The following is a 26,403-nucleotide window of genomic DNA, read 5'->3' as shown; positions in this document are numbered from 1 at the left end:
TTTTTTTTAAAATTAAATTTTTATTTATTTGTATAGTTTAAATTTTTTTATAATTAAAAGAAATATTTTATAAAAAAAACGTATTTTTCTAAAAATATAATCTCTTTTTTTAGTTTCATTTTTTCTTATGATAGAATTTATATATAAATCTATTCTTTTATTCATATCTTTAGAAGTTTCTTCATCAAATTTCCATAATAGATATTCTTCTATTTTATTAATTAATAAAATTGAATAATTTAAAGATGTAGCATATCCAGCTTTTTTTAACTCTATAGCCCAAGATTGATAATCATTTTTTTTTAATGAAAATAATTTATAATAACGTGGTTGTTGCAAAAATTTAGAATGATCAAGAAAAGAATCCTTTATTGAATTATATTTTCTAAAACATTCTTTAGGAAGATCATCATCATAATAATAAACATCTCCCATCCAATTTTTTCCACATTTAATACCAAAATGATTATTTGTCGCTTTTGATAAAATACTATTTCCGCTAGAAGATTCTAATATTCCTTGTCCTAATTTTATACTAGCTGGTATTCCGAATTTTTCCATTTCTTCAATAGCAAGTATTGAGTATTTTCTAATATATTCAATTACATTTTTTTCTATATTTTTTTCTTTATCTACTTTTTGTTTTTCTTTAGAAAAAGAAAATGATAATGATATTAAAAAAAATAATAAATAAAAAAAATTTTTCATTTTTTTATAATAAAAAGTATACTTAATTTTATACTAAGTAAAAAGATTCCATAAAAAACCAGTTTTAAAAAAATATTTTTTATTATTATTAATATTTTTTTGTTGAATATTGAAATAAAATATAATTCTATATATTTTAAAATTTATAAAATAATCTATAAAAGGAACTTCTTCTATTTTTTTTGAAAAACATTCTTCTTTTTTATAAAAAGTAAATAAATCAAAGGGATAAGAATATTTTTTATAAAAAAAATTATTTAAATATTGAATAGAAAAACCAGTTTGCATAGATAAAGCTTTATTAAAATAATTATCCTTATAAAATATAGTATTTCTTAATAAAAAATTTGGTACATCAAAAATTAACGAATTTAAATTAGTTTTATGATATAAAAAAATATTATTAAATTGAAATTTCCATATATTATGTATTGTATTAAACATTAAATAAACATTATTGTAATGTTTAAAATCATTTTTCATTTCATTATTAGAATTTTCTAATCTAGATATTTTAAAAATAATATTATAATTTTTTTTATAAAAAAAAGAAAAATTAATTGTTTTTTCTGTATCAAAAAATAATCTATTTTCTTGTTTTTTATAATAATTATGATTATTTCTAAAAATCAAAAAATTTATAAAATTATTATCATTTTTAATAATACTTAATTTAGTATTAAATTGAAATTTTTTATCAAAATATGTATTAAATAAGGCTTCTATATAATAATATTTTTTAGACATCCATTTTAAATCTGAATGAAATTTTAAAATATTATTAATAGGATAACTTATTTTCATTGCTAACGAAAAATTATTTATATTTTTTTTTCTAGAAATCATTTTATTATTATATTCATAAAATGATAAATAATTTCTATTATTAAATATAGATCCTACTTCTATAGTACTTTCTTTTTTTTTTAAAATTAAAAATAATCCATTTTTTAAATGAAAATGATTCATTTTATTTTTTAATTGATAAAAATGAAATTTAGAATATTCTATATAATTTTTTAAAAAAAATGAATTTTTTAAAGGAAAAAAAAATTTCTTTAAAAATCCAACATAAAATCTATTATAATTAAATATTTTTTGATCTAAAATTGTATTTTCTTTTTCTTTTATTATATCGAATTTTTGATGAATATAATGACTCCAAAATTTATATTTATCCTCATTTTTATAATTAAAAGTACTTAAAAATAAATTTTTTTTATTTTCAAAATTAAACTCATCTTTAGCAAGATAAAAATTTCTATATTCTATAGAATAATTAATTTTTTCATCTATATTTTTAGAAAAAAAACCACTTAATACTTTTTCTTGAAAAGAATTATTTATATAAAATATTTCTGATATAGGAGTTTTAACATCAAAATATCTAATTTTTTTATAAGAAAAAAAAGGGTCCTCAAAAAGAAACATTTTTTTTATATTATTTTGATGATTTTTTATATTATTTATAATAAATCTATCATCTTTAAAAAAATTTTGAGAATAATATTTTTTTATAGAAAATGATTTTATATCTAAAATTTTTTTTTCAAAATCATTTTCTTCTGTCCAAAATTTGTAATCTTCATTATTAGGATAATAAATATTTATTTTTTTTTCTGTATTAATTACTTCTTTTTCTATATGATTAGAAATAGTAGTAATAATAATAGAATGAATAAAAGTTAAAAAATAAAAAATTAATATTATCATATAATTAAACTAACTATAAATTACACTAGAATTTATAATTATAGATATAAAAAATTTATTTATATTTGCATAAGGTTAATGTCATTTCTTTCTAAAGAAAAAATGGTATTCTTTCAAGATACATATTGATATATGTTTGTCTCAAACAATATTGGCTTGTCTTTATGACAGCCTTTTTTTTTCATCATGTAAAAATACCATGAACGATGTTCAAATTTAGTTTTAGAACTATTCAGAAAAAAATTTTAGCTGATAGTACTACTCCAATAGAATTATATTTAAAACTTAGAGATCTTTTTCCAAAAACATTATTATTAGAAACTTTTAATTATAAAAATTACAAAAATAATTTTTCTATTCTTTGTATTAATCCAGTTTCTGAATTTATTCTAGATAAAAATGTGTTAAAAATATCATATCCAAACTGGATTCAAAAACATATTTTTATAAAAAATAAATTAGATATACAAAATTTAATAGAAGATTTTTTTAAAAAATTTACAAGTGATAATTATTCAATTTTTTATTCTGGTTTATATGGATATATATCTTATGATAGTATTCAATATTTTGAAAAAATAAAATTTTATGCTCCTATTAAGAAAATATATAATTTACCACAAATAAGATTTGGATTTTATAAAAATTTAATTATATTTAATCATTTTCATAATGAGATGCATTTAATTGAACATCAGTTTTCTGAAAAAAAAGATACTTCTATTAATCATTTAATTGAATTAATAAAAAAGAAAAATTTTCCATCTTTTCCATTTCAATCTATAGGAAATCGATCTTCAAATGTTACTGATATAGAATACCAAAAAATGGTATCTAAAGGAATAAAAGCATGTTTACGTGGTGATGTATTTCAAATAGTATTATCTCGTCAATTTCAACAAAAATTTAGAGGGGATGAATTTAATGTATATCGTGCTTTACGATTTATAAATCCATCTTCATATCTTTTTTATTTTGATTATGGAAATTATAAATTATTTGGATCTTCTCCAGAATCACAATTAGTTGTTAATAATCATATAGCCTATATTAATCCAATAGCAGGAACTATACGAAGATCAAATATTGAAAATAAAGATAAAAAGTTATCTAAAAATCTTATAAATAATCCAAAAGAAAATGCAGAGCACATTATGTTAGTAGATCTAGCTAGAAATGATTTAAGTAAAAATTCTTCCGATGTAAAAGTAGAAATATTTAAAGAAATACAAATTCTTTCTCATGTATTACATATGGTATCTAAAGTATCTGGAAAATTGGAAAATAATATATCACTTATAAAAGTGTTTGGTGATACTTTTCCTGCTGGAACTCTTTCAGGAGCTCCTAAATATAAAGCAATGGAATTAATAGATAAAATAGAGAATCAACATAGAGGAATATATGGAGGTGCTATTGGTTTTTTTGGATTAAATAATTCTTATATCAATACAGCTATAGTTATTCGTTCTTTTTTAAGTAAAAATAATACTCTTTTTTTTCAAGCTGGTGCAGGTATTGTTTCTGATTCTAAAGAAAAAAAAGAATTAGAGGAAGTGAATAATAAATTAATGGCTTTATTTAAAGCTTTAGAATTAGCTAAAAATATATGAATTTTTATGGACAAAATATTAATTTTAGATAATTATGATTCTTTTACTTACAATTTAGTTCATGCAGTAAAAAAATTAACTAAAAATCCTATTAAAGTATCTAGAAATAATGAAATAAAACTTTCTGATATAGAAAAATATAACAAAATAATTCTTTCTCCAGGACCAGGTATTCCCGATGAAGCTCATATTTTAAAACCTTTAATAAAAACTTTCGCCTCTACTAAGAGTATTTTTGGAGTTTGTTTAGGTCAACAAGCTATAGGAGAAGTTTTTGGAGCAACTCTTCTTAATACAAAAGAAGTTTATCATGGAATAACTAGTTTAGTTAAAATTGTAGATACAAAAGAAATTCTTTTTAAAAAATTACCTAAAGAGATTAAAGTAGGACGTTATCATTCTTGGATTATATCTCCACATAATTTTCCTAATGATCTTAAAATTACTGCTATTGGAGATAAAGGAGAAATTATGGCTTTACGTCATAAATATTATGATGTACGTGGAGTTCAATTTCATCCAGAATCTATATTAACTCCATATGGAGAAAAAATTATAGGTAATTGGTTGAATGTAAAATGACATATGAAAAAATTATTAAAAAATCTTTTTTTAGAAAAAACTTTAACAAAACAAGAGGCTAAAAATTTCATTATAAATTTATCAAAAGGTAAAATAAATCAAACTCAAGCAATAGTTATTACTTCTATATATAATATGAGAAATCCTACTTTAGAAGAAATAATAGGATTTAGACAAGCTATAATGGATTTATGTGTTAGAGTAAATCTAACAGAATTTAATGCTATAGATATAGTTGGAACTGGTGGAGATGAAAAAAATACTTTTAATATTTCTACATTAGCTTGCTTTATAGTAGCAGGAACGGGAGAAAAAGTAATCAAACATGGAAGTTTTAGTTCTTCTTCTGTAACAGGATCTTCAAATTTATTAAAAAAATTAGGATATCATTTTACTAATAAAGAAGATAATTTAAAAAATCAATTAGATAAAGTAGGTATTTGTTATTTACATGCACCTATATTTCATCCATCGTTAAATATTATGTCTTACGCAAGAAAAGAATTAGGTATTAAAACTATTTTTAATACGCTTGGTCCATTATTAAATCCAGGTAATCCAAAAAATCAATTATTAGGAGTTAATAATTTAGAATTAGCTAGAATATATTATTATATGTATCAAAATACAAAAAAAAATTACGCAATTATTCATAGTTTAGATGGATATGATGAAATTACACTTACTAGTGATATAAAGTGTTATACTCCTAAAGGAGAACGCTTTTATTCAATAGAGGAATTAAGTAATATAGGTTATAAAATAAAAATAAATCCCAAAGAATTAAAAGGAGGAAAAAATACAGAAGAAAATATTAAAATATTTACTAATGTTTTATCAGGAAAAGGAACTTTAGCTCAAAATGAAGTAGTTTTAATAAACGCTACATTTGCATTAAGTTTATTAAATAAAGATAATTTTAAAACTAATTATAATAAAGCTAAATATTCTTTAATAAGTGGAAAAGCAAAAAGTATTCTTAAAAAATTTTTAAGTATATGAATATTCTTGAAAGAATAATATCCATTAAAAAAAAGGAGATAGAAAAAAATAAAAAAATATATCCTATAAAAAAATTAGAAAAAAGTATTTTTTTTAATAGAAAAACTTTTTCTTTATCTAAAAATATAAAGAATAGTAATACTGGTATTATTTCTGAATTTAAATTAAGATCTCCATCTAAAGGAATTATAAATAATAAAGTTTTAGTAGAAAAAATTGTTAAAGATTATGAACTAGCAGGATCTAGTGGAATATCTATTCTTACAGATCAATATTTTTTTTCTGGTAAAAAAGAATATTTAAAAAAATCACGTGATATAGTTTCTATACCTATTCTAAGGAAAGATTTTATTATTAATGAATATCAAATTATAGAATCTAAATCTATAGGATCTGATGCTATTTTATTAATAGCAGGAATTCTTTCTAAAAAAGAAATAAAAAGTTTTTCTAAACTTGCAAAAAGTATTGATTTAGAAGTTATTCTTGAAATTCATAATGAAATTGAAATAGATAAAATAACGAATAATTTAGATATTATAGGAATCAATAATAGAGATTTAATTAATTTTATTGTAGATAAAAATATTTGTTTGAAATTATCTTCAAAAATACCTGATGGTTATATAAAAATAGCAGAAAGTGGAATAAATGATATAAATTTTATTTTAAAATTAAAAAAAAAAGGATTTAAAGGTTTTTTAATTGGAGAATCATTTATGAAAGAAAAAAATCCTGGAAAATTTTGTAATAATTTTATAAAAAATTTAAAAAAATTAGTATATAATAATGAAATATAATTCATTAAAAATAAAAATATGTGGTATGAAATTTCAAATACAAAAAATATCTACTTTAAATCCTGATTTTATAGGATTTATATTTTATCCTAATTCTCCTAGATTTGTAGGAAATAATTTTTTTATTCCAAAAATTAGAAATAAAATATTAAAAACTGGAGTTTTTGTAAATGAAATTGAAGAAAAAATATTACAAATAAGTAATAAAAAAAAATTAGATTTTATACAATTACATGGAACAGAAAAACCATCTTATTGTGAAAAATTATTTAAAAAAGGATTAAAATTAATTAAAAGTTTTAGAATAGATAATCATTTTTCTTTTAAAAAAAATGTAGAAGATTATATTCCTTTTTGTACTTATTTTTTATTTGATAATAATACAGTTCATTATGGAGGTAGTGGAAAAAAATTTTGTTGGAAAAAACTTTATGAATATAATTTTAAAACTCCATTTTTTTTAAGTGGAGGTATTGGAATAAAAGATTTTAATAAAGTAAAAAATTTTTTACATCCAAAAATATTTGGAATAGATTTGAATAGTAAATTTGAAATTTTTCCTGGAAAAAAAAATAAAATAGCATTAGATTTTTTTTTAAAAAAAATAAGAAAACTATGAAATTTTTTGTTGATAAAAATGGATATTACGGAGAATATGGTGGAGCTTTTATTCCAGAAATGTTATATGAGAACATAATAGAATTACAAAAAAATTATAAAAAATTTATTACAAGTAGTGAATTTAAAAAATTATACAGAAAAATATTAAAAGATTATGTTGGAAGACCAACTCCTTTATTTTTTTGTAAAAAATATTCTGATAAATATAAGGCAAAAATATATCTTAAAAGGGAAGATTTAAATCATACAGGATCACATAAAATTAATAATACGATAGGTCAAGTTTTATTAGCAAAAAAATTAGGTAAAAAAAAAATTATTGCTGAAACAGGAGCTGGACAACATGGAGTTGCTACGGCTACTACTTGTGCTTTAATGAATTTAAAATGTATTATTTTTATGGGAGAAACAGATATGTGTCGTCAATCTACTAATGTTCTTAGAATGAAATTTCTTGGAGCTGAAATTGTTCCTGTTTTTAGTGGTGAAAAAACACTTAAAGATGCAGTTAATGAAGCTATTCGTTATTGGATTAATAATACAGATAGCTACTATTTAATAGGTTCTACAGTTGGTCCACATCCTTATCCTCAAATGGTAGCTGATCTTCAATCTATTATTAGTGAAGAAATCAAAATGCAATTAGAAGAAAAAGAAGGAATATCTTTTCCTAATTATATAATTTGTTGTATAGGAGGAGGTAGTAATGCTGCAGGATCCTTTTATTATTTTTTAGATAATAATTTAGTAAATCTTATAGCGGTGGAAGCTGCAGGATTAGGTATAAAAACAGATAAAACAGCTGCTTCTATTCATTCTGGTTCTAAAGGAGTTTTACATGGAAGTATGACTATTCTTTTACAAAATAAAGATGGTCAAGTACTTCCTGCTCATTCTATATCTCCTGGATTAGATTATCCAGGTATAGGACCTATGTATGCTAATCTTTTTATAAAAAATCGTGTAAAATTTTTATCAGTTACAGATGAAGAAGCTTTACAAGCAGGATATGAATTATCTTTATTTGAAGGTATTATTCCAGCTTTAGAAAGTGCCCATGCATTAGCTGTATTAAAAAAAATAAAATTTAATAAAAATGATGTAGTTATTCTGACTTTATCAGGAAGAGGAGATAAAGATATTAATGTTTATAATAAATATTTTACTAAATTATGAATCAAATACATAATTTTTTTACAATAAAAAATAAAAATATATTGTGTATTTATTTTACTGCAGGATATCCTAAAATAGATAGCACAATAAAAATAATAAAAATTTTACAGAATATTTCTGTAGATTTAATAGAAATAGGTATACCATATTCTGATCCTTTAGCAGATGGAATGATTATACAAAAAAGTAATAAAATATCTTTAAAAAATGGAATGAATATTTCTTTATTATTTTCACAAATAGAAAAAATTAAAAAAGAAATAAAAATACCTATTATTATTATGGGTTATTTTAATCAATTTTATAAATTTGGAGAGGAAAAATTTTTAAAAAAATGTAAAAAATCAGGAATATCTGGACTAATTTTACCAGATCTTCCTGTAAATATTTTTGTAAAAGAATATCAAAATATGTTTAAAAAATATTCATTATCTATGATATTTTTAATTACTCCAAAAACAAATTCACATAGAATTTCTTTATTAAGTAAATATACTGATGGTTTTTTATATTTAGTATCTTCTAATTCTACAACTGGAAAAATTAATTTTTTTGATAAAGAACAAATATCTTTTTTTGAACGTGTAAATAGATTATCTATAAAAGTTCCTAAACTGATTGGATTTGGAATTACTAATAAAAAAAATTTTAATTTATCATGTAAATACGCAAATGGTGGTATTATTGGAAGTTCTTTTATTAAATCATTACAAGAAAAAAAATTAGAAGAAAGTATAAAAAAATATATTAAATCTATTAGATAATTTTTTTTCTTTCTCCAAAAATTAAAGTACCTAATCTAATAAGTGTACTTCCATATTTTATAGCAATTTTATAATCTCTACTAATTCCCATAGAAAGAATATAATGTCCATATTTTTTTTTACATATTTCATATATATATTGTAAATACGAAAATTCATTATGAATTTTTTTTTCTTCTTGAAAAGAAGCCATTCCCATAATTCCAATTATTCTTATATTTTTCATAGTTTTATAATTTTCGCTTTCTAATATATTATAAGCTTCTTTATCCGTTATTCCTAACTTATTTTTTTCATCACTTATTTTTATTTGTAAAAGACAATTAATAATTTTATTATATTTTAATCCTATATTATTTATCATTATAATATGTTTCATACTTTGAACACTATGTATTAAATAAATAAAAGGTATTATATATTTTAATTTATTACTTTGAATTCTTCCAATCATATGCCAACGAATATCTTTAGGTAATTTATTATATTTTTTTACCATTTCTTGAATATAATTTTCTCCAAAGTCTTTATTACCAGATAAATATAATTTTTTTATAGAAAAAATATTTTGATTTTTAGAAACAACTAAGATTTTTACATTTTTTGGAATATATTTTTTTATGGAAAAAAAATTATTATCTATATGATTTTTCAAAATCTTTCATAATTTGAATTAAAAATTGAATACTTTTTAATGGAAGTGCGTTATATATACTAGCACGATATCCACCTAAAAATCTATGACCATTTAATCCTATAATATTTTTATTTTTCCATATTTTATCAAATTCTTTTTTTAATTTTTTTTCTTTTAAAAAAAAGATAACATTCATATTAGAACGATCTTTTTTTTGTATTTTGTTTTCAAATAAAATATTTCTATCTATTTCGTTATATAATAATTTAGCTTTATATTGATTTTCTTTTTCTAAAAAAGAAAGGCCTCCTTTTTTTTCTATCCATTCTAAAGTTAGCATAGAAGTATAAATAGAAAATACATTTGGAGTATTTAAAATACTATTATTTTGTATATGTATTTTATAATCCATATAAGAAGGAATATTTTTTTTTATTTTTCCTAAAATATTTTTTTTTATTACAACAATAGTCATTCCTGCAGAACTTACATTTTTTTGTGCAGAAGCATAAATTAAACTAAATTTGCAAAAATCTAATTTTCTACTAAAAATATCTGAAGACATATCGCAAATTATTGGAATAGATGTTTTTGGAAATTCCTTCATTTGTGTACCTACAATTGTATTATTAGAGGTACAATGAAAATAATCAGAATTATTTGGTATATGATAATTTCTAGATATATATGTATAATTTTTTTTTTTACCAGAAAATAAAATTTTTACTTTTCCAAATTTTTCTGCTTCTTTAATAGCATTAAATGACCAAAATCCTGTATCTAAATAAGAAGCTTCTTTATTCATTAAATTATATGGAACCATTGAAAATTGCAATGTAGCTCCTCCTTGAAGAAATAAAACTGCATAATCTTCATTTAAATTCATAATACGTTTTACTAACATGGTAGTTCTTTCTATTATTTCTATAAAATCTATACTTCTATGAGAAATTTCAAGTAAAGATAATCCAGATTGATTAAAATCAATTACAGATTGAGCTGACTTTTTAACAACTTCTTTTGGTAAAATAGAAGGTCCTGCATTGAAATTATGTATTTTCATAAATAGAATAAGTAATTCTTATATCAAAATTAAAAAAAAATACTAATTGAAATTGTAAAAATAATAGATAAATTATATTTTTATTCCTAATATTTTTTTTGTTTTTTTTGTTATTTTAAATCTATCATCTAAACGATTTTCTATAATTAAAATAATATGATTATTTCCGTTAATTAATAACCATGTTTGTTCTTTTTCAAAAAGTGAAAATTTTTTATCTTTATAATATTTACTTACTTTTTTTTTCCCTTTCATACCAAAAGGGAAAAAAAAATCTCCTTGTCTCCATGTTCTTAATTGTAATGGTAATTTAATTTTTTCAAAATCTATAAGTAACATTTTTTTTCTATTTTCTTTTTTTGGATTAAAAAAAAATTTAATATTTATAGGTAAATTATAATTCAATTCTAAATTATTTATTGTATAAATTTTATTCTTTTTTTCTAAAAAAAATTTATTAGAAACTAAAATCCAAAAATTTCTATTTTTAATAAGACGATATTTTTTTGAAATCAGTTGTTTTCCTGATTGTACATGAATAAAATTTTTTAAATCATTTATATTATAAAATCCATATGAATAAAATAATTTAGATAAATAATTTAAATTTTCTATTTTTTTATACTCTATTTTCCACAAAAATGGATCATTTTTTTTTTCTATTGTAATTTTTTTATGTATTTCTTCTAATTTTTTTTCTATAAAAAAATTTTCATTTTTAAGAAAATTTATAGATTTTTTAAATCCTTTATAAAAAGAAGATGAAAAAGAGGATATTATTGGTATAATTGAACGAATTTTATTTCTTAAATATTTAAGATTTTGATTACTACTATCAGATCTCCATTTTATATTTTTTCTTTTAGCATAAAAAATAATTTCTTCTTTAGTAAAAAGAGAAAGAGGACGAATAAACTTTTTATTTATTTTTGGAATACCTAATAATCCTTTAATTCCAGTACCTCTTAAAATATTAATAAAAAAAGTTTCTATAGAATCATTAAAATGATGACCTAAGGCAATATATTTATATGAAAATTTTTCTAATAATTTATTAAACCATTTATATCTAAGTTCTCTAGCAGCCATTTGTATAGAAATATTATTTTTTTTAGAAAAATATAAAGTATTAAATTTTTTAATATGACATATTATATTTTTTTTTATACAAAAATTTTTTATAAATATTTCATCTTTATCCGATTCTTCATTTCTTAATTTAAAATTACAATGAAGAACTTCTAATTGAAGATTAGAAATATTAAGTAATATATCAATAAGGACCATACTATCTAATCCTCCACTTACAGCTACTCCTATTTTTTTTTTAGTTTTAAATGGAAAATATTTTTTAACCTCCATAAAAAAGTAACTGTTTGATATTTTTTTCATAATTTTTTAATCAATCATATTAATAATATCTTTCATTATATCATTTTTAGACTTATTATTAACATCTATTTTTTTTAAAGACTTTTCATAAAAAAATGTTCTTTTAAATAAATGTTTAATAATAAATATAAATAATTCATTCTTAGAAAAATTAGAAATTAAAGGCCTTGTTTTTTTTTCTACAAGTAATCTTTTAAATAAAGTATAACTATCTGCTTTTAAATAAAAAGTTTTTGAATACTTATTTAATAAATAAATATTATTATAAAAACAAGGAGTTCCTCCTCCTACAGATAAAATATATTTTTTTTCTTTTTTTAAAACTTTTCTTAATACCATATGTTCTATTTTTCTGAAAGAAAATTCTCCTATTTTCTTAAAAAGATTAAATATTGATTTTTTTTTCTTTTCAACAATAAGATTATCTAAATCATAAAAATCAATATTTAATCTTTTAGATAAAATTTTTCCTATAGAAGTTTTTCCACTTCCCATATATCCTATTAAAGTGATTTTCATATAAAAAAAAACATAAAAATTATAGTATATTTGTGCATGGTAAACCTATTTAAGGTTAAAGACCTGATAGCTCAGCTGGTAGAGCATTACACTTTTAATGTAAGGGTCCTGGGTTCGAATCCCAGTCAGGTCACTTCAATTTATTTCTAATACAGTAGGACAATGATCTGAAAATACTACTTCTGGTAATAAATAAGCATTTTTCATTCTTTTTTTTAAAGAATCACTAACTAACATATAATCTATTCTCCATCCTTTATTATTTTTTTTAGAATTATAACGGTAATTCCACCAACTATAATGATTCCCTTCTTTTACATAGTTTCTAAAACTATCTATAAAACCTAAATTCATAAAAAGAGTCATCCATTTTCTTTCTTCCGGTAGAAACCCAGAAACATTTTTATTACTTTTTGGATCATAAATATCTATATCATAATGACAAATATTATAATCTCCACAAATAATAAGATTATTTATTTTATTTTTAATTTCTTTTATATATACAAAAAATTTTTTCATAAAAAAAAATTTAAAATTTAATCTATTTTTTATATTAGTTCCTGAAGGAATATAAAGACTAATTATTGAAATTTTTTTTAAATCTATACGTAATACTCGTCCTTCTTTATCTATAGAATCTAATCCTATTCCATATTCTATATGAGTAGCTTTTTCTTTAGATAAAATAGATACTCCACTATAACCTTTTTTTTTTGAAGAAAACCAATAATGATTATACCCTAATTTTTCAAATATACTAGTGTTTATTTGTTCTGGAAATGCTTTTATTTCTTGTAAACATAAAATATCTGGATTACTATTTTTTATCCAAAAAATTAATCCTTTGTTTATTCCAGATCTAATACCATTTATATTATAACTAATAATTTTCATTTTATTTATTTTTTATATAAATATTATAACTTTTTTCTTTATTTATAGAATAAATTGGTTTAATTATAAAATATTCAAAATAGTTTTTTTTATATTTGCCATAATGCATTAATTCTAATATTTACTAATAAAAGCTTACATAAGTAAGCTTTTATTATTTGTTCCTATGGATAAACTTAAAATAGCTATTCAAAAATCAGGTCGTCTTTATGAAGACTCTATCAAGTTGCTTAAAGATTGCAGCATTGAAGTTAATATTGGTATAGATAAATTAAAAACAACGGCTCTTAATTTTCCGTTAGAAGTACTCTTTCTAAGAGATGATGATATCCCTCAGTATTTAGAAGATGGAGTAGCTGATATAGGTATTGTAGGAAAAAATGTTCTTCTAGAAAAAAGAAAAAAAATAAAATTTAAGGAAGCTTTGGGTTTTGGTAAATGTAGACTTTCCATAGCTGTACCTAAATCTTTAAATTACAATAGTATAAATGATATAAATGGAAAAAAAATAGCTACAAGCTATCCTTTTTTAGTAAAGGAATTTTTTATAAAAAGAAAGATAAACGCAGATATTCATGAAATATCTGGTGCAGTAGAAATAGCTCCAGGAATTGGTTTAGCTGATTGTATATGTGATTTAGTAAGTAGTGGATCTACACTTTTTATGAATGGATTAAAAGAAGTTGAAACGGTTCTTCAATCTGAAGCAGTATTAGCTTCACATCTTCATTTAAGTTCTCCACAAAATATAATAATGGATAAATTATTATTTAGAATTAGAGCTGTAAGAAAAGCTAAAAATAATAAATATATTTTGTTAAATGTACCTAATAATAGATTAGAAAAAATAATATCTTATCTTCCAGGAATTAAAAGCCCAGTTATTCTTCCTTTAGCAAATTCAGAATGTAGTTCAGTTCATTCTGTCGTAAATGAAAATGATTTTTGGGGTATAATAGAAAATTTAAAATCACTTGGAGCACAAGATATATTAGTTCTTCCAATAGAAAAAATTATACTATAAATTAAAAGGATATGATTCAAATATATACCTATCCAACTTCAAAAACATGGAAATATATTATAAATAGATATTCTAAAACTAAAAATGTTTCTGATCTAACAGATTTAGTATTAACTATTATAAATAATGTAAAATTATACGGAGATGAAGCTTTAAAAGATTATACAAAAAAATATGATCAAGTTGATATAAAAGATTTTTTAGTCACAGAAAAAGATTTTAACCAATCTAGTTCAAAAATTTCAGATATTTTAAAAAAATCTATTGAAATAGCACATAAAAATATAAAATGTTTTCATGAAAAACAAATATATTTAGAATCTAAAATAGAAGTTTCTGAAGGTGTTTTTTGTTGGAGAAAAACTGTTCCAATAGAAAAAATTGGATTTTATATTCCTGGAGGATCTGCCCCTTTACTATCTACAGTATTAATGTTAGGAATACCAGGAAAATTAGCAGGATGTAAGAATATTATTTTATGTAGTCCTCCTAATAAAAATGGAGAAATTCATCCTGCTATATTATATGCAGCTAAATACGTAAATATTAAAAATGTTTATAAAATAGGAGGTGCTCAAGCTATTGCAGCAATGGCTTATGGTACAAAAAGTATTCCTTCTGTATATAAAATATATGGTCCAGGAAATTCTTTTGTAACTACAGCTAAACAAATTTTATCCCAACAAGGAATTGTTTCTATAGATATGCCTGCAGGACCTTCAGAAGTAGTAATTATGAGTGATGAAACAGCAAATCCAAAATATGTAGCTTCCGATTTATTATCTCAATCAGAACATGATCCAGAAAGTTATATTCTTTTATTTACTATAAATAATAAATTATGGGTTAAAAAAGTTCTAATTGAATTAAAAAAACAATTTTTTTCTTTATGTAAAAGAAAAGATATTATTAAAAAATCTTTAAAAAAAAGCAAAATAATAATCCTTTCTTCTTTAGAAGAATGTCTTTTTTTAATTAATAAAATTGCTCCAGAACATTTAATTATAAATTGTAAAAATTCTTCTTATTGGGCGGATAAAGTAGTTAATGCTGGATCCGTTTTTTTAGGAAATTATTCTCCAGTAAGTGCAGGAGATTACGCTTCTGGTACAAATCATGTACTTCCTACATATGGTTATGCTAAATATTATAGTGGAATTTCTGTAGATAGTTTTGTTAAAAAAATAACTTTTCAAGAAATATCTAAAAAAGGATTACAAAATTTATCAAAGTGCATAAACATTTTATCTTCTGAGGAAGGATTGATAGCTCATCAAAAATCTATTAATATTCGGTTACAAAATGAATTTTAAACGTTATGAATAAAAATAATAATAATTATTCTGATTTTAATTTGTATTCCTTAATAAGAGATAATATTTTAAATGTTGATCCATATATATCTGCTAGAATAGAACATAAAAAAGAAAAAAAATCTATTTTTTTAGATGCTAATGAAAATTCTTTTGGGTCTCCTTTATCTTTTTTTAATTCTTATAATAGATATCCAGATCCTTTACAACAAGAATTAAAAGAAAAAATATCAGAGTTAAAAAATATTTCAACTTCTAAAATATTTTTAGGTAATGGAAGTGATGAAATTATTGATTTAATTTATCGCATTTTTTCTCGTCCAGAAATTGATAATACTATCATTTTTCCTCCTACTTATGGTATGTATGAAATTAGTGGAAAAATACACGGTGCAAATGTGATAAAAATCAATTTAACAGAAGAAAATTATCAATTAAATTTTGATGAAATAAAAAAAGTAATAAATAATAATAGTAAAATTATTTTTATTTGTTCACCAAATAATCCTACAGGAAATGATATAAAAAGAAACAATATTGAAAAAATTATAAAAAAATTTACTGGAATTGTAGTTTTAGATGAAGCATATATAGATTTTTCAGAAAAAAAATCTTTTTCTATAGAAATAGATAAATTTCCAAATTTAATAGTATTACAAACTCTTTCTAAATCTTGGGGTTTAGCTGGATTAAGAATTGGTATAGCTATTGCTTCTGCAGATATTATTCATTGGATGAATAAAATTAAACATCCATATAATATCAGTATGGTATCACAAAAAATAGCAATTCAAGCTCTTGAAAATAGAGACTTATTTTTCTATCATTTAAAAAATATTTTATCAGAAAGAGAATATATGAAAACTTGTTTAAGTCAAATATCTACTATAAAAAAAGTATATCCTAGTTCTGCTAATTTTTTATTAGTAAAAATTAATTTTTCATCAAAAAATCTTTATCAATATTTAGTTGAAAAAAAAGTTATTGTTAGAGAACGTTCAAAAATTATTTTATGTAATAATTGTTTAAGAATTACAATAGGTACTCACGAAGAAAATGAGTATTTAATAGAAAAAATCAAAGAATATTCTAAAAAAATAAAAATATAATGAAAAAAATATTATTTATTGATAGAGATGGTACTATTATAGAAGAAAATCCACCTATTTATCAAATAGATTCTATTGAAAAAATAACTTTTTTACCAAAAGTTATATATTTTTTATCAAAAATAGTACAAGAATTAGATTATGATTTAATAATGGTAACAAATCAAGATGGTTTAGGTACAAATAAATTTCCTGAAAAAATATTTTGGCCTATACATAATCATATTTTAAATTTATTAAAAACAGAAGGAATTAATTTTTCTTCTGTTTTTATAGATAAAACTTTTCCTGAAGAAAAATCTTCTACAAGAAAACCTGGTATAGGTATGCTTACTTCTTATTTAAATTCAAAAGAATATGATATTTCTAAATCATTTGTTATTGGAGATAGGTTTACAGATGTTTTATTAGCTAAAAATTTAGGATGTCAATCTATATGGATTAAAAAAAATTTTCATTTTAAAAATTTTACAAAAGAAGAAAAAGATTATTATTCTACTATAAATGAAAAAATTTTAAAAAAAATAATATCATTAAAAACAGATAATTGGAAAAAAATATATGAATATTTGTCCTCTATGTCCAATAAAAAATTTGTATATGAACGTACTACATCAGAAACTGATATAAAAATATCACTTTCTCTTTATGGAAAAGGACGTTATCATATACAAACAGGACTTGGATTTTTTGATCATTTATTAGAACAAATAGCATTTCACAGTTCTATAGATATAAATATTAAAATTAAAGGAGATCTTTATATAGATGAACACCATACTATAGAAGATACTGCTATTGCTTTAGGTGAAGTTTTTAATCAATCTTTAGGAAATAAAAAGGGATTAGAACGATATGGATTTTATATTCTTCCTATGGATGATAGTTTAGCTACAGTAGCATTAGATCTTGGTGGAAGAAGTAAATTACTTTGGAAAACAAAATTTTTTAGACAAAAAATAGGAAAAGTTCCTACAGAAATGTTTTATCATTTTTTTAAATCTTTTTGTTTATCTGCAAAATGCAATTTGTATATTAATGCTATAGGTATTAATGAACATCATAAAATAGAATCTATTTTTAAATGTTTTGCTAAAGCTATTAAAATGGCAATACAAAAAAATTTTATTAAAAATAAAATACCTAGTTCTAAAGGATTCTTGTAAAATTTTAAAAAATTATGAAAACGATTATCATAAAATATCCTGCAGGAAATGTACAATCAGTTCTTTTTTCTTTAGAAAGAATAGGAGTAGAAGCAATAGTTACAGATTCTAAAAAATCTATTCAAAACGCTGAAAAAATAATTTTACCTGGAGTAGGAGAAGCTAATTTTGCTATGAAATATTTAAAAGAAAAAAAATTAGATATTATTTTATCTAAATTAGAACAACCTGTTTTAGGTATATGTTTAGGTATGCAATTACTTTGTAAATCTTCAGAAGAGAGTAATACTATTTGTTTAGGTGTTTTTGATTTATTAGTTAAAAAATTTCAATCAAAAAATATAAAAGATAAAATTCCACAAATAGGTTGGAATACTATTCACAAATTAAAAGGACCGTTATTTGAAAATATACCAGATGGTAGCTATCAATATTTTGTACATGGTTATTACGCTCCTTTAGGAAAATATACTATAGCAAAAACAGAATATATAGTTTATTATAGCGCAGCAATACAAAAAAATAATTTTTATGCAGTTCAATTTCATCCAGAAAAATCTTCTTATGTAGGACATAAAATATTAGAAAATTTTATTCGATTATAAATCATAAAATTATGAATATTATAGCAGCTATAGATTTAATTGATGGAAAATGTGTTCGTTTAATACAAGGAGATTTTAATAGAAAAAAAATTTACAATAAAAATCCATTAGATGTTGCTTTATTATTAGAAGATAAGGGAATATCTAGGCTTCATTTAGTAGATTTAGATGGAGCAAAAGAAGGAAAAGTTATTCATTGGAATATATTAGAAAAAATAGCAAAATATACGAATCTAATTATAGATTTTGGAGGAGGTATTTATACAGAAAAAGATGTTCGTAACGTATTTAATAATGGAGGACATATGGCTACTGTAGGAAGTATTGCCGTTAAAAATCCATTACTTTTAAAAGAATGGATTCATATTTATGGAAAAGATAAAATATTATTAGGAGTAGATATTAATAATAATAAAATTGCTACTAATGGATGGACAAAATTTTTTGATATTCCATTTTTTGATTTTTTAAAAGAAAAAAATACTCATGGAGTAAAAAATATTTTTTGTACAGATATATCTAAAGATGGAGTATTATCTGGTCCTTCTTTTACTTTATATGAAAAAATTATACAAAAATTTCCAAATATGAAATTCATAGCAAGTGGAGGAATTAGTAGTATACATGATATAGAAAAATTATTCAAATTAGGTTGCAATGGTGTAATTATTGGTAAAGCTATATATGAGAATAAAATATCGTTATCAGAACTTAAAGATTGGAAAGATAAAAATAATATAATATGTTAGCTAAACGCATTATTCCTTGTTTAGATATAAAAAATGGAAGAACAGTAAAAGGAGTTAATTTTAAACATTTAAAAGATGCAGGAGATCCAATAAAATTAGGTCGTTGGTATACAAAACAAGGTGCTGATGAATTAATATTTTTGGATATAACAGCTACAAATGAAAAAAGAAAAACATTAATTAGTTTAGTAAGAGATATTTCTCGTCATATTAATATTCCTTTTACTGTTGGTGGAGGAATTAAAGAAGAAAAAGATATTGAATTATTATTACATGCAGGAGCAGATAAAATATCTATTAATACCGAAGCTTTCAAAAATCCAAATCTTTTAGAAAAATTTTCTAAAAGATTTGGAAGTCAATGTATTGTTTTAGCTATTGATACTAAATATGAAGAAAATGAATGGATGGTTTATTTAAATGGAGGAAGAATTTCTACTAAAATTAGAACAATAGATTGGGCTATAGAAGGTACTAATAGAGGAGCAGGAGAAATATTATTAACTTCAATGAATCATGATGGAACAAAAAATGGATTTGCATTAGATATTACTAAAAAAATATCTGAAATGGTTTCTACACCAGTTATTGCTTCAGGTGGAGCAGGAAAACTAGAAGATTTTTATCAAATATTAAAAAATGGAAAAGCAGATGCGGCTTTAGCTGCTAGCATTTTTCACTATAAAGAAATAGAAATACCAAAATTAAAATATTATTTAAATAGGCTTCATATACCTATAAGAACTACAATATGAAATATTTAAAAAAAACAAAAATAGATTTTAAAAAAGGTTTAATTCCCGTTATTATTCAGGATATAAAAACTGATAAAGTATTAATGTTGGGATATATGAATGAAGAAGCTTATATAAAAAGTATTAATGATAAAAAAGTTACTTTTTATAGTAGATCTAAAAAAAGATTATGGACTAAAGGAGAAGTAAGTAAAAATTTTCTATTGATTAAAGATATATTAATTGATTGTGATCAAGATTCATTATTAATTAAAGCTGAACCTACTGGTCCTATTTGTCATAAAGGAACAGATACTTGTTGGAAAGAAAGCAATAAAAGTAAAAAAAATTTTCTTTTTTTTTTAGAAAATTTAATTTCTGATAGAATTAGAAAAAAACAAAAAAATTCCTATATATATAAATTATCAAAAAAAGGTATAAATAGAATTTCTCAAAAATTAGGAGAAGAAGCTGTAGAAGTTATTATTGAATCTAAAGACAATAATCAAAATTTTTTTTTAAATGAATCTGCAGATTTACTTTTTCATTATCTTATTCTTTTACATAAAAAAGGAATTTCTATACAAGATGTTATAAATATTTTAGAAAATAGATATTTAAAATCATAATTATTATGGTATATCTAATATTTTATGAATTTGAAGGGATATTCTCCATTTAGTATTTTTTTTGATATAAAAAATAATTTTTGGAACTATTTTAATAAAATTATTCCATTCAGGTTGTAAAAATAATACACAATTAGTTTTTACAAAAAGAGCTTGTTCTTCTGCAAAAAGAAAATCTTTTTCATCAGAAATAATAATTTTTAATTCATTTGCTTTTTTATAATTATCTTTTATAGGAAGTTTATTTTTTTTAGGAGAAAGTGTAATCCACTCTATATATTTTTCTTTTATGGGATAAGATCCTGAAGTTTCAACATGAATTCGGTATCCTTTTTTTTTAAGAATTTTAGTTAAGGGATATAAATTCCACATTGTAGGTTCTCCTCCAGTTAATATTACAGTTTTTATTTTTTGATAAGTTAGATCAAAAATAATTTTTTGAATAGAAACAAAATCTTTTTGTTTTATATTCCAACTTTCTTTTGTATCACACCAATTACATCTTATATAACATCCTTTAAAACGAATAAAATAAGCAGATAAACCGGAATAAAATCCTTCACCTTGAATAGAATAAAAAGATTCTTTTATAGGAAAAACTATTTTTTTCATCTATTTAATAATGCAGCCTTTAAAGTATTTTTTAATAACATGACACGAGTCATAGGACCTATTCCACCGGGAACAGGTGTTAAGTAAGAAGCTTTTCCATAAACGCTATGAAAATCTACATCACCTAATATTTTTTTTTTATTTTTAATAGTATTTATCCCTACATCTATAATAATAGATCCTTTTTTAATCATTTTTCCTTTAAGAAAACCAGGGATCCCTACTGCAACTATGATTATGTCTGCTTGTTTTGTATAATTTTCTATATTTGGAGTGTTGCTATGAGTAAGTGTTACAGTTCCATTTCCAGGATAAGTTTTTCTAGTCATTAAAATACTAATAGGTTTTCCTACTATTTTACTTCTTCCTATTACTACAATATATTTTCCATGTATTTTAATTTTATTTTTTTCTAAAAGAGTTAATATTCCTAATGCTGTAGCAGGATAAAAACTTTTCATTTCTAAAGCCATTTTACCAAAATTTTCAGGATGAAACCCATCTACATCTTTTTTTGGATTAATAGATAAAATAATATTATCTTGATTAATATGTTTTTCAAGTGGTAATTGTACAATAAATCCATCTATTAATGGATTTTTATTCATTTTTTCTATTTCTTTTAATAAATCTTTTTCTAAACTGTATGAAGGTAAATGAACTAAAGAAGATTTTATTCCTATATTTTTACATTCTTTAATTTTACTATTAACATATGTAATACTAGAACTTGAATTTCCTGTTAAAATAATACCAAGATGAGGTATACGTTTTTTTTTATGTAAAATATTTTTTTCTATTTTTTTTAAAATTTCTTTTTTTATTTCAGATGCTAACTGATTACCATTTAATAATTTAGTCATTTTATAGTTTCTATTTCTTTTGTTAATTGAAGAAATTCTTTTACAGATAATTCTTCCGCTCTTTTGTTTAAGAATGGTATTTCATAAAAATTATTAACATAATCGAATAATTGTAAAGAATTTTTTAATTTTTTTCTTCTCTGATTAAAAGCTGTTTTTACACATTGAAATAATAAATTTTTATTAAATAAAATATCATTTTTTTTTCTTTTTAAAGAAATAACGGAAGATTGTACATTTGGTATAGGATAAAAAACATTTTTTTTTACCTTAAAAAGGTATTTTATATCATAAAATGTTTGTATTAATACAGATAAAATTCCATATGTTTTTTCTCCTTTTTTAGACATAATTTTTTTTACTACCTCTTTTTGAAACATACCAATACACTCTGGTATATAGTGACTATATTTTAATATATGAAATAATATTTTGGATGAAATACTATAAGGAAAATTACCTATTATTGCAAAATTTTTTAATTGAATTTCTTCAGGATTCCATTTTAAAAAATCCTTATGAATTATTTGATTTTTATATTTAGGAAAATTTTGTTTTAAAAAAAAAATTAATTTTTTATCTATTTCTATTAAAAAAACATTATTATTAATTAAATATTGTGTCAATATTCCTAACCCAGGTCCTACTTCTACTACTGTATCATAATTTTTAAAAGAAAGATTATTTACAATTTTTTTAGCTATATTTTTATCTTTTAAAAAATATTGATCTAATTTTTTTCTAAAAATATAACTACGCATTCTGCAAATATAGAAAAAATATTATTCGTATCTTAATATAACAAAAACGATAAAAATACGATTTTAATTTCATGCTTAGCCCTTCTTTTATAGGTAAAAATAGAGAAAAAGTTTTATTAGGGTTAAAAAAAAGAAATTTTAAAAAAATACACCTAATAGATGAAATATTAGTTTTATATGATAAAAAAAAACATATTCAAAATGTTTTAAATAAAATATTGGAAGAAGAAAATTTAATATCAAAAAAAATAGGAAAAATTTTTAATTTAAATGAAAAAATTAAAATAAATCCTTTTAAAAAAAAATCTTTTTTTTTAAAAAAGGAAAAAAAAATTTTTAATTTTCAATTAAAAAAAATTAATCAAATATTAGAAAATATATTAAAAGAAATTCCTAATATTCCTCACAAAAAAATAGAAAAAAAACATAAATATGATATTCTTTTTCAAGAAAAACCAATATGTTACTCTATTAAAAATCCACTTCCTCATTGGGAGTTATCTAAAAAATTTCATTTGTATGATTCTAATTTAGGAACAAAAATATGTGGATCCGGTTTTCCAGTTTATATAGACAAAGTAGCTAAATTACAAAGAAGTTTAATTCAATATTTTTTAGATGAAAACATAAACGCATCATATAAAGAATATAGTTTACCTTATTTTATTAATGAAATATCTGGATATGCTACAGGTCAAATACCAGACAAGGAAAATCAAATGTATTTTATAGAAAAAGATAATTTTTATTTAATTCCTACAGGAGAAATTCCTCTTATGAATTGTTATAGAAATAATATTTTTATGGAAAAAGAACTTCCTATTAAAGCAACTGCTTATACTTCTTGTTTTAGAAGAGAATCAGGTTCTTATGGTTCTAAAGTAAGAGGATTAAATAGATTACATCAATTTGAAAAAGTAGAGATTATTCAAATTACTACAAAAAATACATCTTCTTATTATTTAGAAGAAATGATTTTACATGTTAAAAAAATTTTAAAATCTTTAAAATTACCTTTTCGTCTTATACGTTTAAATGCTACAGATCTTGGTTTTTCTTCTGCTATAACTTATGATTTTGAAGTTTATTCTATAGCTCAAAAAAAATGGTTAGAGGTAAGTTCTATTTCAAATTGTACAAATTTTCAATCTAATAGATTACATTTAAAATATAAAACTATAAAAGGTAAAATAGAATTGTGTCATACTTTGAATGGGAGTTCTTTAGCTTTACCACGTATTATAGTAGCTTTATTAGAAAATAATCAATCTGAAGATCAAATTAATATTCCTAAAATTTTGATTCCTTATACAGGATTTGATTTTATTAAATAGAATTTTTATGAAAGTGACTGAACATATAACTAAAGCAAAAAAAAGTTTATTTTCTTTTGAAATATTACCCCCTATAAGAGGACATGATATTAAAGATATTTTTTCAACATTAGATCCTTTAATGGAATTTAATCCTCCTTTTATTGATGTGACCTATCATCGTGAAGAATTTATTTATGTAGAAAAAGAAAATGGATTATTACAAAGAAGAAAAATATCAAGACGTCCAGGTACTGTAGGTATTTGTGCCGCAATTATGAATAAATATGGAGTAGATGCTGTCCCACATCTTATTTGTGGAGGTTTTAATAAACAAATGACAGAAAATGCTTTAATAGATTTAAATTTTTTAGGAATAGATAATGTTTTAGTTCTTAGAGGTGATTCTATTAAATCTGAAAAATTTTTTATTGCAAAAAAAAATGGACATAAATATGCAATAGAACTTGTAAAACAAGTTACAAATTTGAATAAAGGAAAGTATCTTGATAATACTTTTTTTGAACAAAAAAAATCTCCATTATTTGATTTTTGTATTGGAGTAGCTGGATATCCAGAAAAACATTTAGAAGCTCCAAATATTGATAGTGATTTATTTTTTTTAAAAAAAAAAGTAGAAGCAGGAGCAGATTATATCGTAACTCAAATGTTTTTTGACAATAAAAAATTTTTTACATTTGTTAAAAAATGTAGATCAGAAGGAATAACGGTCCCTATAATACCTGGAATAAAACCAATTTCTTCTAAAAAACAATTAAATAGTTTACCATCTAGGTTTTATTTAAATATTCCAAATGAATTAGTTAAAGAAGTAGAAAAAGCAAAAGATAAAAAAATAGTATCTCATATAGGAATTGAATGGGGAATTCATCAATCTAAAGAATTAAAAAATTCTGGTGTAGAAGTTATACATTATTATACAATGGATAAACCAGAAAATATTTATAAAATAGTTCAAGCTATTTATTAAATGTATAAAATTTTTTTAATAGATGTTATTATTTTTTCTTCGTTAGGAAACCAATTTTTAATTAAATTAGAAGCATAAGGTGCAGGAGTATCTAATAAAGATATTCTATCAATAGGAGCATCGAGATAATCAAATGCTCTTTTTTGTATGAAATATGAAATTTCAGAACCAATAGAAGAAAAAGGCCATGATTCTTCTAAAATTATTAAACGATTTGTTTTTTTTACAGAAGTAAGTATAGATTCATAATCTAATGGACGAATAGTTCTAATATCTATAACTTCAACGCTTATATTTTCTTTTTCCATTTTTTTTGCTATGCTAAGGGCCATTTTCATTATCTTTCCAAAAGATACTAAACTAATATCTTTTCCTTTTTTTTTGATATCTGCCTTTCCAATAGGAATAATATATTCTTCTTCTGGAATCATCATTTTATCTCCATACATTTGTTCTGATTCCATAAAAATTACTGGATTATTATCTCTTATTGCGGATTTTAAAAGTCCTTTAGCATCATAAGGATTACATGGAATTATTACTTTTAATCCAGGACAACTAGCATACCAACTTTCAAAAGATTGAGAATGAGTAGCTCCTAATTGTCCAGCAGAACCAGTAGGACCTCTGAAAACAATAGGAATGTTCCATTGTCCTCCACTCATATAACGTATTTTTGCTGCATTATTAATGATTTGATCCATAGCTACTAAAGAAAAATTAAAAGTCATAAATTCAATAATTGGTCTGCATCCATTCATAGCTGAACCAACTCCTATTCCTGAAAATCCTAATTCTGATATAGGTGTATCAATAACTCTTTTTGGTCCAAATTCTTCTAACATTCCTTTAGATGCTTTATAAGCTCCATTATATTGTGCTACTTCTTCTCCCATAAGGTAAACTGATTTATTTTTTCTCATTTCTTCACTCATAGCTTCTGCTATAACTTGTCGAAAAGTTTTTTCTTTCATAAAATATTATTTTCTTTTCAAGAAAAATATAAAAAACAACGGAAAAGTATAGAAAAGTAAAGACAAATCTTTA

General features: G+C 21.6%; 28 protein-coding genes and 1 tRNA gene. 18 read left to right on the top strand and 11 right to left on the bottom strand.

What is annotated here, in order from left to right; all coding sequences use genetic code 11:
- Positions 1–24 precede the first annotated feature (24 nt).
- A complete protein-coding gene (locus H0H36_RS01105) occupies positions 25–708 on the bottom strand; it encodes a glycoside hydrolase family 73 protein (protein ID WP_185869805.1) in 684 nt (227 codons plus the stop codon).
- A 33-nt stretch (positions 709–741) separates the two neighbouring features.
- Entirely contained in the window at positions 742–2,421 is a 1,680-nt protein-coding gene (locus tag H0H36_RS01100) for a putative porin (RefSeq protein ID WP_185869804.1), read from the bottom strand.
- Positions 2,422–2,627: 206 nt separating this feature from the next.
- Here H0H36_RS01100 and H0H36_RS01095 point away from each other — a divergent pair, with 206 nt between their 5' ends.
- The 7 genes from H0H36_RS01095 to trpA are packed head-to-tail and all read left to right on the top strand — an operon-like array spanning position 2,628 to position 8,979.
- Positions 2,628–4,034, top strand: a complete 1,407-nt coding sequence (locus H0H36_RS01095) for an anthranilate synthase component I family protein (protein ID WP_185869803.1) — start codon at positions 2,628–2,630, stop codon at positions 4,032–4,034.
- Positions 4,035–4,040: 6 nt separating this feature from the next.
- On the top strand, positions 4,041–4,616 hold the full coding sequence (locus tag H0H36_RS01090; RefSeq protein WP_185869802.1) for an anthranilate synthase component II: 576 nt from the start codon (positions 4,041–4,043) through the stop codon (positions 4,614–4,616).
- A gap of 3 nt (positions 4,617–4,619) precedes the next feature.
- A complete protein-coding gene (gene trpD / locus H0H36_RS01085; protein WP_185869801.1) occupies positions 4,620–5,618 on the top strand; it encodes an anthranilate phosphoribosyltransferase in 999 nt (332 codons plus the stop codon).
- Positions 5,615–6,418, top strand: a complete 804-nt coding sequence (gene trpC, locus H0H36_RS01080; RefSeq protein ID WP_185869800.1) for an indole-3-glycerol phosphate synthase TrpC — start codon at positions 5,615–5,617, stop codon at positions 6,416–6,418. Before trpD ends, trpC begins: the two co-directional genes overlap by 4 nt.
- On the top strand, positions 6,408–7,037 hold the full coding sequence (gene trpF / locus H0H36_RS01075) for a phosphoribosylanthranilate isomerase (protein WP_185869799.1): 630 nt from the start codon (positions 6,408–6,410) through the stop codon (positions 7,035–7,037). The genes trpC and trpF overlap by 11 nt, the downstream gene beginning before the upstream one ends.
- Positions 7,034–8,215 carry a tryptophan synthase subunit beta gene (trpB, locus tag H0H36_RS01070; protein WP_185869798.1) on the top strand — a complete coding sequence of 394 codons (1,182 nt, stop codon included), beginning with the start codon at positions 7,034–7,036 and terminating at the stop codon, positions 8,213–8,215. Before trpF ends, trpB begins: the two co-directional genes overlap by 4 nt.
- Positions 8,212–8,979 (top strand): tryptophan synthase subunit alpha, encoded by a 768-nt coding sequence (trpA, locus tag H0H36_RS01065; RefSeq protein WP_185869797.1) that lies wholly within the window; start codon positions 8,212–8,214, stop codon positions 8,977–8,979. The genes trpB and trpA overlap by 4 nt, the downstream gene beginning before the upstream one ends.
- Here the strand turns inward: trpA and H0H36_RS01060 are convergent.
- The 4 genes from H0H36_RS01060 to H0H36_RS01045 form a co-directional block, all read right to left on the bottom strand.
- Entirely contained in the window at positions 8,972–9,634 is a 663-nt protein-coding gene (locus tag H0H36_RS01060) for a YggS family pyridoxal phosphate-dependent enzyme (protein WP_185869796.1), read from the bottom strand. The two genes, trpA and H0H36_RS01060, sit on opposite strands and share 8 nt — an antisense overlap.
- Positions 9,615–10,679, bottom strand: a complete 1,065-nt coding sequence (gene serC, locus H0H36_RS01055) for a 3-phosphoserine/phosphohydroxythreonine transaminase (protein WP_185869795.1) — start codon at positions 10,677–10,679, stop codon at positions 9,615–9,617. The genes H0H36_RS01060 and serC overlap by 20 nt, the downstream gene beginning before the upstream one ends.
- A 72-nt stretch (positions 10,680–10,751) precedes the next feature.
- Positions 10,752–12,071 carry a tRNA lysidine(34) synthetase TilS gene (gene tilS, locus H0H36_RS01050; protein ID WP_185869794.1) on the bottom strand — a complete coding sequence of 440 codons (1,320 nt, stop codon included), beginning with the start codon at positions 12,069–12,071 and terminating at the stop codon, positions 10,752–10,754.
- Between the two features lie 6 nt (positions 12,072–12,077).
- Complete coding sequence (locus tag H0H36_RS01045) at positions 12,078–12,590, bottom strand: shikimate kinase (RefSeq protein WP_185869793.1); 513 nt, start codon at positions 12,588–12,590, stop codon at positions 12,078–12,080.
- Positions 12,591–12,650: 60 nt separating this feature from the next.
- Between H0H36_RS01045 and H0H36_RS01040 the strand changes: the two genes are divergently transcribed.
- Positions 12,651–12,723: transfer RNA gene (locus tag H0H36_RS01040), tRNA-Lys, on the top strand.
- 2 nt (positions 12,724–12,725) lie between these two features.
- Here H0H36_RS01040 and H0H36_RS01035 read toward each other — a convergent pair.
- Positions 12,726–13,487 (bottom strand): exodeoxyribonuclease III, encoded by a 762-nt coding sequence (locus H0H36_RS01035; RefSeq protein WP_185869792.1) that lies wholly within the window; start codon positions 13,485–13,487, stop codon positions 12,726–12,728.
- Positions 13,488–13,653: 166 nt separating this feature from the next.
- On the opposite strand from H0H36_RS01035, the gene hisG reads away from it, so the two are divergent.
- Genes hisG through hisIE form a run of 8 tightly spaced genes read left to right on the top strand, consistent with a single transcriptional unit; the run spans position 13,654 to position 20,816 of the window.
- Positions 13,654–14,511 carry an ATP phosphoribosyltransferase gene (gene hisG, locus H0H36_RS01030; protein WP_185869791.1) on the top strand — a complete coding sequence of 286 codons (858 nt, stop codon included), beginning with the start codon at positions 13,654–13,656 and terminating at the stop codon, positions 14,509–14,511.
- A gap of 11 nt (positions 14,512–14,522) precedes the next feature.
- The gene (gene hisD / locus H0H36_RS01025; protein WP_185869790.1) at positions 14,523–15,824 is read left to right on the top strand and encodes a histidinol dehydrogenase; all 1,302 of its coding nucleotides are present in this window, start codon (positions 14,523–14,525) and stop codon (positions 15,822–15,824) included.
- Between the two features lie 5 nt (positions 15,825–15,829).
- Positions 15,830–16,933 (top strand): histidinol-phosphate transaminase, encoded by a 1,104-nt coding sequence (gene hisC, locus H0H36_RS01020; RefSeq protein ID WP_185869789.1) that lies wholly within the window; start codon positions 15,830–15,832, stop codon positions 16,931–16,933.
- Positions 16,933–18,099: a bifunctional histidinol-phosphatase/imidazoleglycerol-phosphate dehydratase HisB gene (gene hisB, locus H0H36_RS01015; protein WP_185869788.1), complete on the top strand. Its 1,167-nt coding sequence runs from the start codon at positions 16,933–16,935 to the stop codon at positions 18,097–18,099. The genes hisC and hisB overlap by 1 nt, the downstream gene beginning before the upstream one ends.
- A gap of 14 nt (positions 18,100–18,113) precedes the next feature.
- The gene (hisH, locus tag H0H36_RS01010) at positions 18,114–18,704 is read left to right on the top strand and encodes an imidazole glycerol phosphate synthase subunit HisH (protein WP_185869787.1); all 591 of its coding nucleotides are present in this window, start codon (positions 18,114–18,116) and stop codon (positions 18,702–18,704) included.
- A gap of 11 nt (positions 18,705–18,715) precedes the next feature.
- Complete coding sequence (gene hisA / locus H0H36_RS01005; RefSeq protein WP_185869786.1) at positions 18,716–19,453, top strand: 1-(5-phosphoribosyl)-5-[(5-phosphoribosylamino)methylideneamino]imidazole-4-carboxamide isomerase; 738 nt, start codon at positions 18,716–18,718, stop codon at positions 19,451–19,453.
- Complete coding sequence (gene hisF, locus H0H36_RS01000; RefSeq protein ID WP_185869785.1) at positions 19,447–20,208, top strand: imidazole glycerol phosphate synthase subunit HisF; 762 nt, start codon at positions 19,447–19,449, stop codon at positions 20,206–20,208. Before hisA ends, hisF begins: the two co-directional genes overlap by 7 nt.
- Positions 20,205–20,816 (top strand): bifunctional phosphoribosyl-AMP cyclohydrolase/phosphoribosyl-ATP diphosphatase HisIE, encoded by a 612-nt coding sequence (gene hisIE / locus H0H36_RS00995; RefSeq protein WP_185869784.1) that lies wholly within the window; start codon positions 20,205–20,207, stop codon positions 20,814–20,816. Before hisF ends, hisIE begins: the two co-directional genes overlap by 4 nt.
- A gap of 3 nt (positions 20,817–20,819) precedes the next feature.
- On the opposite strand, the gene H0H36_RS00990 is transcribed toward hisIE, so the two are convergent.
- From H0H36_RS00990 to rsmA, 3 genes are read right to left on the bottom strand one after another with little or no spacing between them, the layout of a single operon-like run.
- Entirely contained in the window at positions 20,820–21,428 is a 609-nt protein-coding gene (locus H0H36_RS00990; protein ID WP_185869783.1) for a 7-carboxy-7-deazaguanine synthase QueE, read from the bottom strand.
- Positions 21,425–22,291 (bottom strand): bifunctional 5,10-methylenetetrahydrofolate dehydrogenase/5,10-methenyltetrahydrofolate cyclohydrolase, encoded by an 867-nt coding sequence (locus H0H36_RS00985; RefSeq protein WP_185869782.1) that lies wholly within the window; start codon positions 22,289–22,291, stop codon positions 21,425–21,427. The genes H0H36_RS00990 and H0H36_RS00985 overlap by 4 nt, the downstream gene beginning before the upstream one ends.
- Positions 22,288–23,052: a 16S rRNA (adenine(1518)-N(6)/adenine(1519)-N(6))-dimethyltransferase RsmA gene (gene rsmA / locus H0H36_RS00980; protein ID WP_185869781.1), complete on the bottom strand. Its 765-nt coding sequence runs from the start codon at positions 23,050–23,052 to the stop codon at positions 22,288–22,290. The genes H0H36_RS00985 and rsmA overlap by 4 nt, the downstream gene beginning before the upstream one ends.
- A gap of 71 nt (positions 23,053–23,123) precedes the next feature.
- Between rsmA and serS the strand changes: the two genes are divergently transcribed.
- Both serS and metF read left to right on the top strand, forming a co-directional pair.
- Positions 23,124–24,386, top strand: a complete 1,263-nt coding sequence (gene serS, locus H0H36_RS00975; RefSeq protein ID WP_185869780.1) for a serine--tRNA ligase — start codon at positions 23,124–23,126, stop codon at positions 24,384–24,386.
- A gap of 7 nt (positions 24,387–24,393) precedes the next feature.
- The gene (gene metF, locus H0H36_RS00970; protein WP_185869779.1) at positions 24,394–25,356 is read left to right on the top strand and encodes a methylenetetrahydrofolate reductase [NAD(P)H]; all 963 of its coding nucleotides are present in this window, start codon (positions 24,394–24,396) and stop codon (positions 25,354–25,356) included.
- Here metF and H0H36_RS00965 read toward each other — a convergent pair.
- The gene (locus H0H36_RS00965; RefSeq protein ID WP_185869778.1) at positions 25,353–26,330 is read right to left on the bottom strand and encodes a pyruvate dehydrogenase complex E1 component subunit beta; all 978 of its coding nucleotides are present in this window, start codon (positions 26,328–26,330) and stop codon (positions 25,353–25,355) included. The genes metF and H0H36_RS00965 overlap by 4 nt on opposite strands.
- Between the last annotated feature and the right edge of the window lie 73 nt (positions 26,331–26,403).

It is taken from the genome of Blattabacterium cuenoti (assembly GCF_014252395.1).
GTDB classification, from domain to species: Bacteria; Bacteroidota; Bacteroidia; order Flavobacteriales; family Blattabacteriaceae; genus Blattabacterium; species Blattabacterium cuenoti_AA.
This window is presented reverse-complemented; position numbering and strand designations above follow the sequence as displayed.

What these genes read in the sequence shown, in the direction of transcription:
- H0H36_RS01105 (WP_185869805.1), bottom strand. Translation starts at nt 708, where the DNA reads ATGAAAAATTTTTTTTATTTATTATTTTTTTTAATATCATTATCATTT.
- H0H36_RS01100 (WP_185869804.1), bottom strand. Translation starts at nt 2,421, where the DNA reads ATGATAATATTAATTTTTTATTTTTTAACTTTTATTCATTCTATTATT.
- H0H36_RS01095 (WP_185869803.1), top strand. Translation starts at nt 2,628, where the DNA reads ATGTTCAAATTTAGTTTTAGAACTATTCAGAAAAAAATTTTAGCTGAT.
- H0H36_RS01090 (WP_185869802.1), top strand. Translation starts at nt 4,041, where the DNA reads ATGGACAAAATATTAATTTTAGATAATTATGATTCTTTTACTTACAAT.
- trpD (WP_185869801.1), top strand. Translation starts at nt 4,620, where the DNA reads ATGAAAAAATTATTAAAAAATCTTTTTTTAGAAAAAACTTTAACAAAA.
- trpC (WP_185869800.1), top strand. Translation starts at nt 5,615, where the DNA reads ATGAATATTCTTGAAAGAATAATATCCATTAAAAAAAAGGAGATAGAA.
- trpF (WP_185869799.1), top strand. Translation starts at nt 6,408, where the DNA reads ATGAAATATAATTCATTAAAAATAAAAATATGTGGTATGAAATTTCAA.
- trpB (WP_185869798.1), top strand. Translation starts at nt 7,034, where the DNA reads ATGAAATTTTTTGTTGATAAAAATGGATATTACGGAGAATATGGTGGA.
- trpA (WP_185869797.1), top strand. Translation starts at nt 8,212, where the DNA reads ATGAATCAAATACATAATTTTTTTACAATAAAAAATAAAAATATATTG.
- serC (WP_185869795.1), bottom strand. Translation starts at nt 10,679, where the DNA reads ATGAAAATACATAATTTCAATGCAGGACCTTCTATTTTACCAAAAGAA.
- tilS (WP_185869794.1), bottom strand. Translation starts at nt 12,071, where the DNA reads ATGAAAAAAATATCAAACAGTTACTTTTTTATGGAGGTTAAAAAATAT.
- H0H36_RS01045 (WP_185869793.1), bottom strand. Translation starts at nt 12,590, where the DNA reads ATGAAAATCACTTTAATAGGATATATGGGAAGTGGAAAAACTTCTATA.
- H0H36_RS01035 (WP_185869792.1), bottom strand. Translation starts at nt 13,487, where the DNA reads ATGAAAATTATTAGTTATAATATAAATGGTATTAGATCTGGAATAAAC.
- hisG (WP_185869791.1), top strand. Translation starts at nt 13,654, where the DNA reads ATGGATAAACTTAAAATAGCTATTCAAAAATCAGGTCGTCTTTATGAA.
- hisD (WP_185869790.1), top strand. Translation starts at nt 14,523, where the DNA reads ATGATTCAAATATATACCTATCCAACTTCAAAAACATGGAAATATATT.
- hisC (WP_185869789.1), top strand. Translation starts at nt 15,830, where the DNA reads ATGAATAAAAATAATAATAATTATTCTGATTTTAATTTGTATTCCTTA.
- hisB (WP_185869788.1), top strand. Translation starts at nt 16,933, where the DNA reads ATGAAAAAAATATTATTTATTGATAGAGATGGTACTATTATAGAAGAA.
- hisH (WP_185869787.1), top strand. Translation starts at nt 18,114, where the DNA reads ATGAAAACGATTATCATAAAATATCCTGCAGGAAATGTACAATCAGTT.
- hisA (WP_185869786.1), top strand. Translation starts at nt 18,716, where the DNA reads ATGAATATTATAGCAGCTATAGATTTAATTGATGGAAAATGTGTTCGT.
- hisF (WP_185869785.1), top strand. Translation starts at nt 19,447, where the DNA reads ATGTTAGCTAAACGCATTATTCCTTGTTTAGATATAAAAAATGGAAGA.
- hisIE (WP_185869784.1), top strand. Translation starts at nt 20,205, where the DNA reads ATGAAATATTTAAAAAAAACAAAAATAGATTTTAAAAAAGGTTTAATT.
- H0H36_RS00990 (WP_185869783.1), bottom strand. Translation starts at nt 21,428, where the DNA reads ATGAAAAAAATAGTTTTTCCTATAAAAGAATCTTTTTATTCTATTCAA.
- H0H36_RS00985 (WP_185869782.1), bottom strand. Translation starts at nt 22,291, where the DNA reads ATGACTAAATTATTAAATGGTAATCAGTTAGCATCTGAAATAAAAAAA.
- rsmA (WP_185869781.1), bottom strand. Translation starts at nt 23,052, where the DNA reads ATGCGTAGTTATATTTTTAGAAAAAAATTAGATCAATATTTTTTAAAA.
- serS (WP_185869780.1), top strand. Translation starts at nt 23,124, where the DNA reads ATGCTTAGCCCTTCTTTTATAGGTAAAAATAGAGAAAAAGTTTTATTA.
- metF (WP_185869779.1), top strand. Translation starts at nt 24,394, where the DNA reads ATGAAAGTGACTGAACATATAACTAAAGCAAAAAAAAGTTTATTTTCT.
- H0H36_RS00965 (WP_185869778.1), bottom strand. Translation starts at nt 26,330, where the DNA reads ATGAAAGAAAAAACTTTTCGACAAGTTATAGCAGAAGCTATGAGTGAA.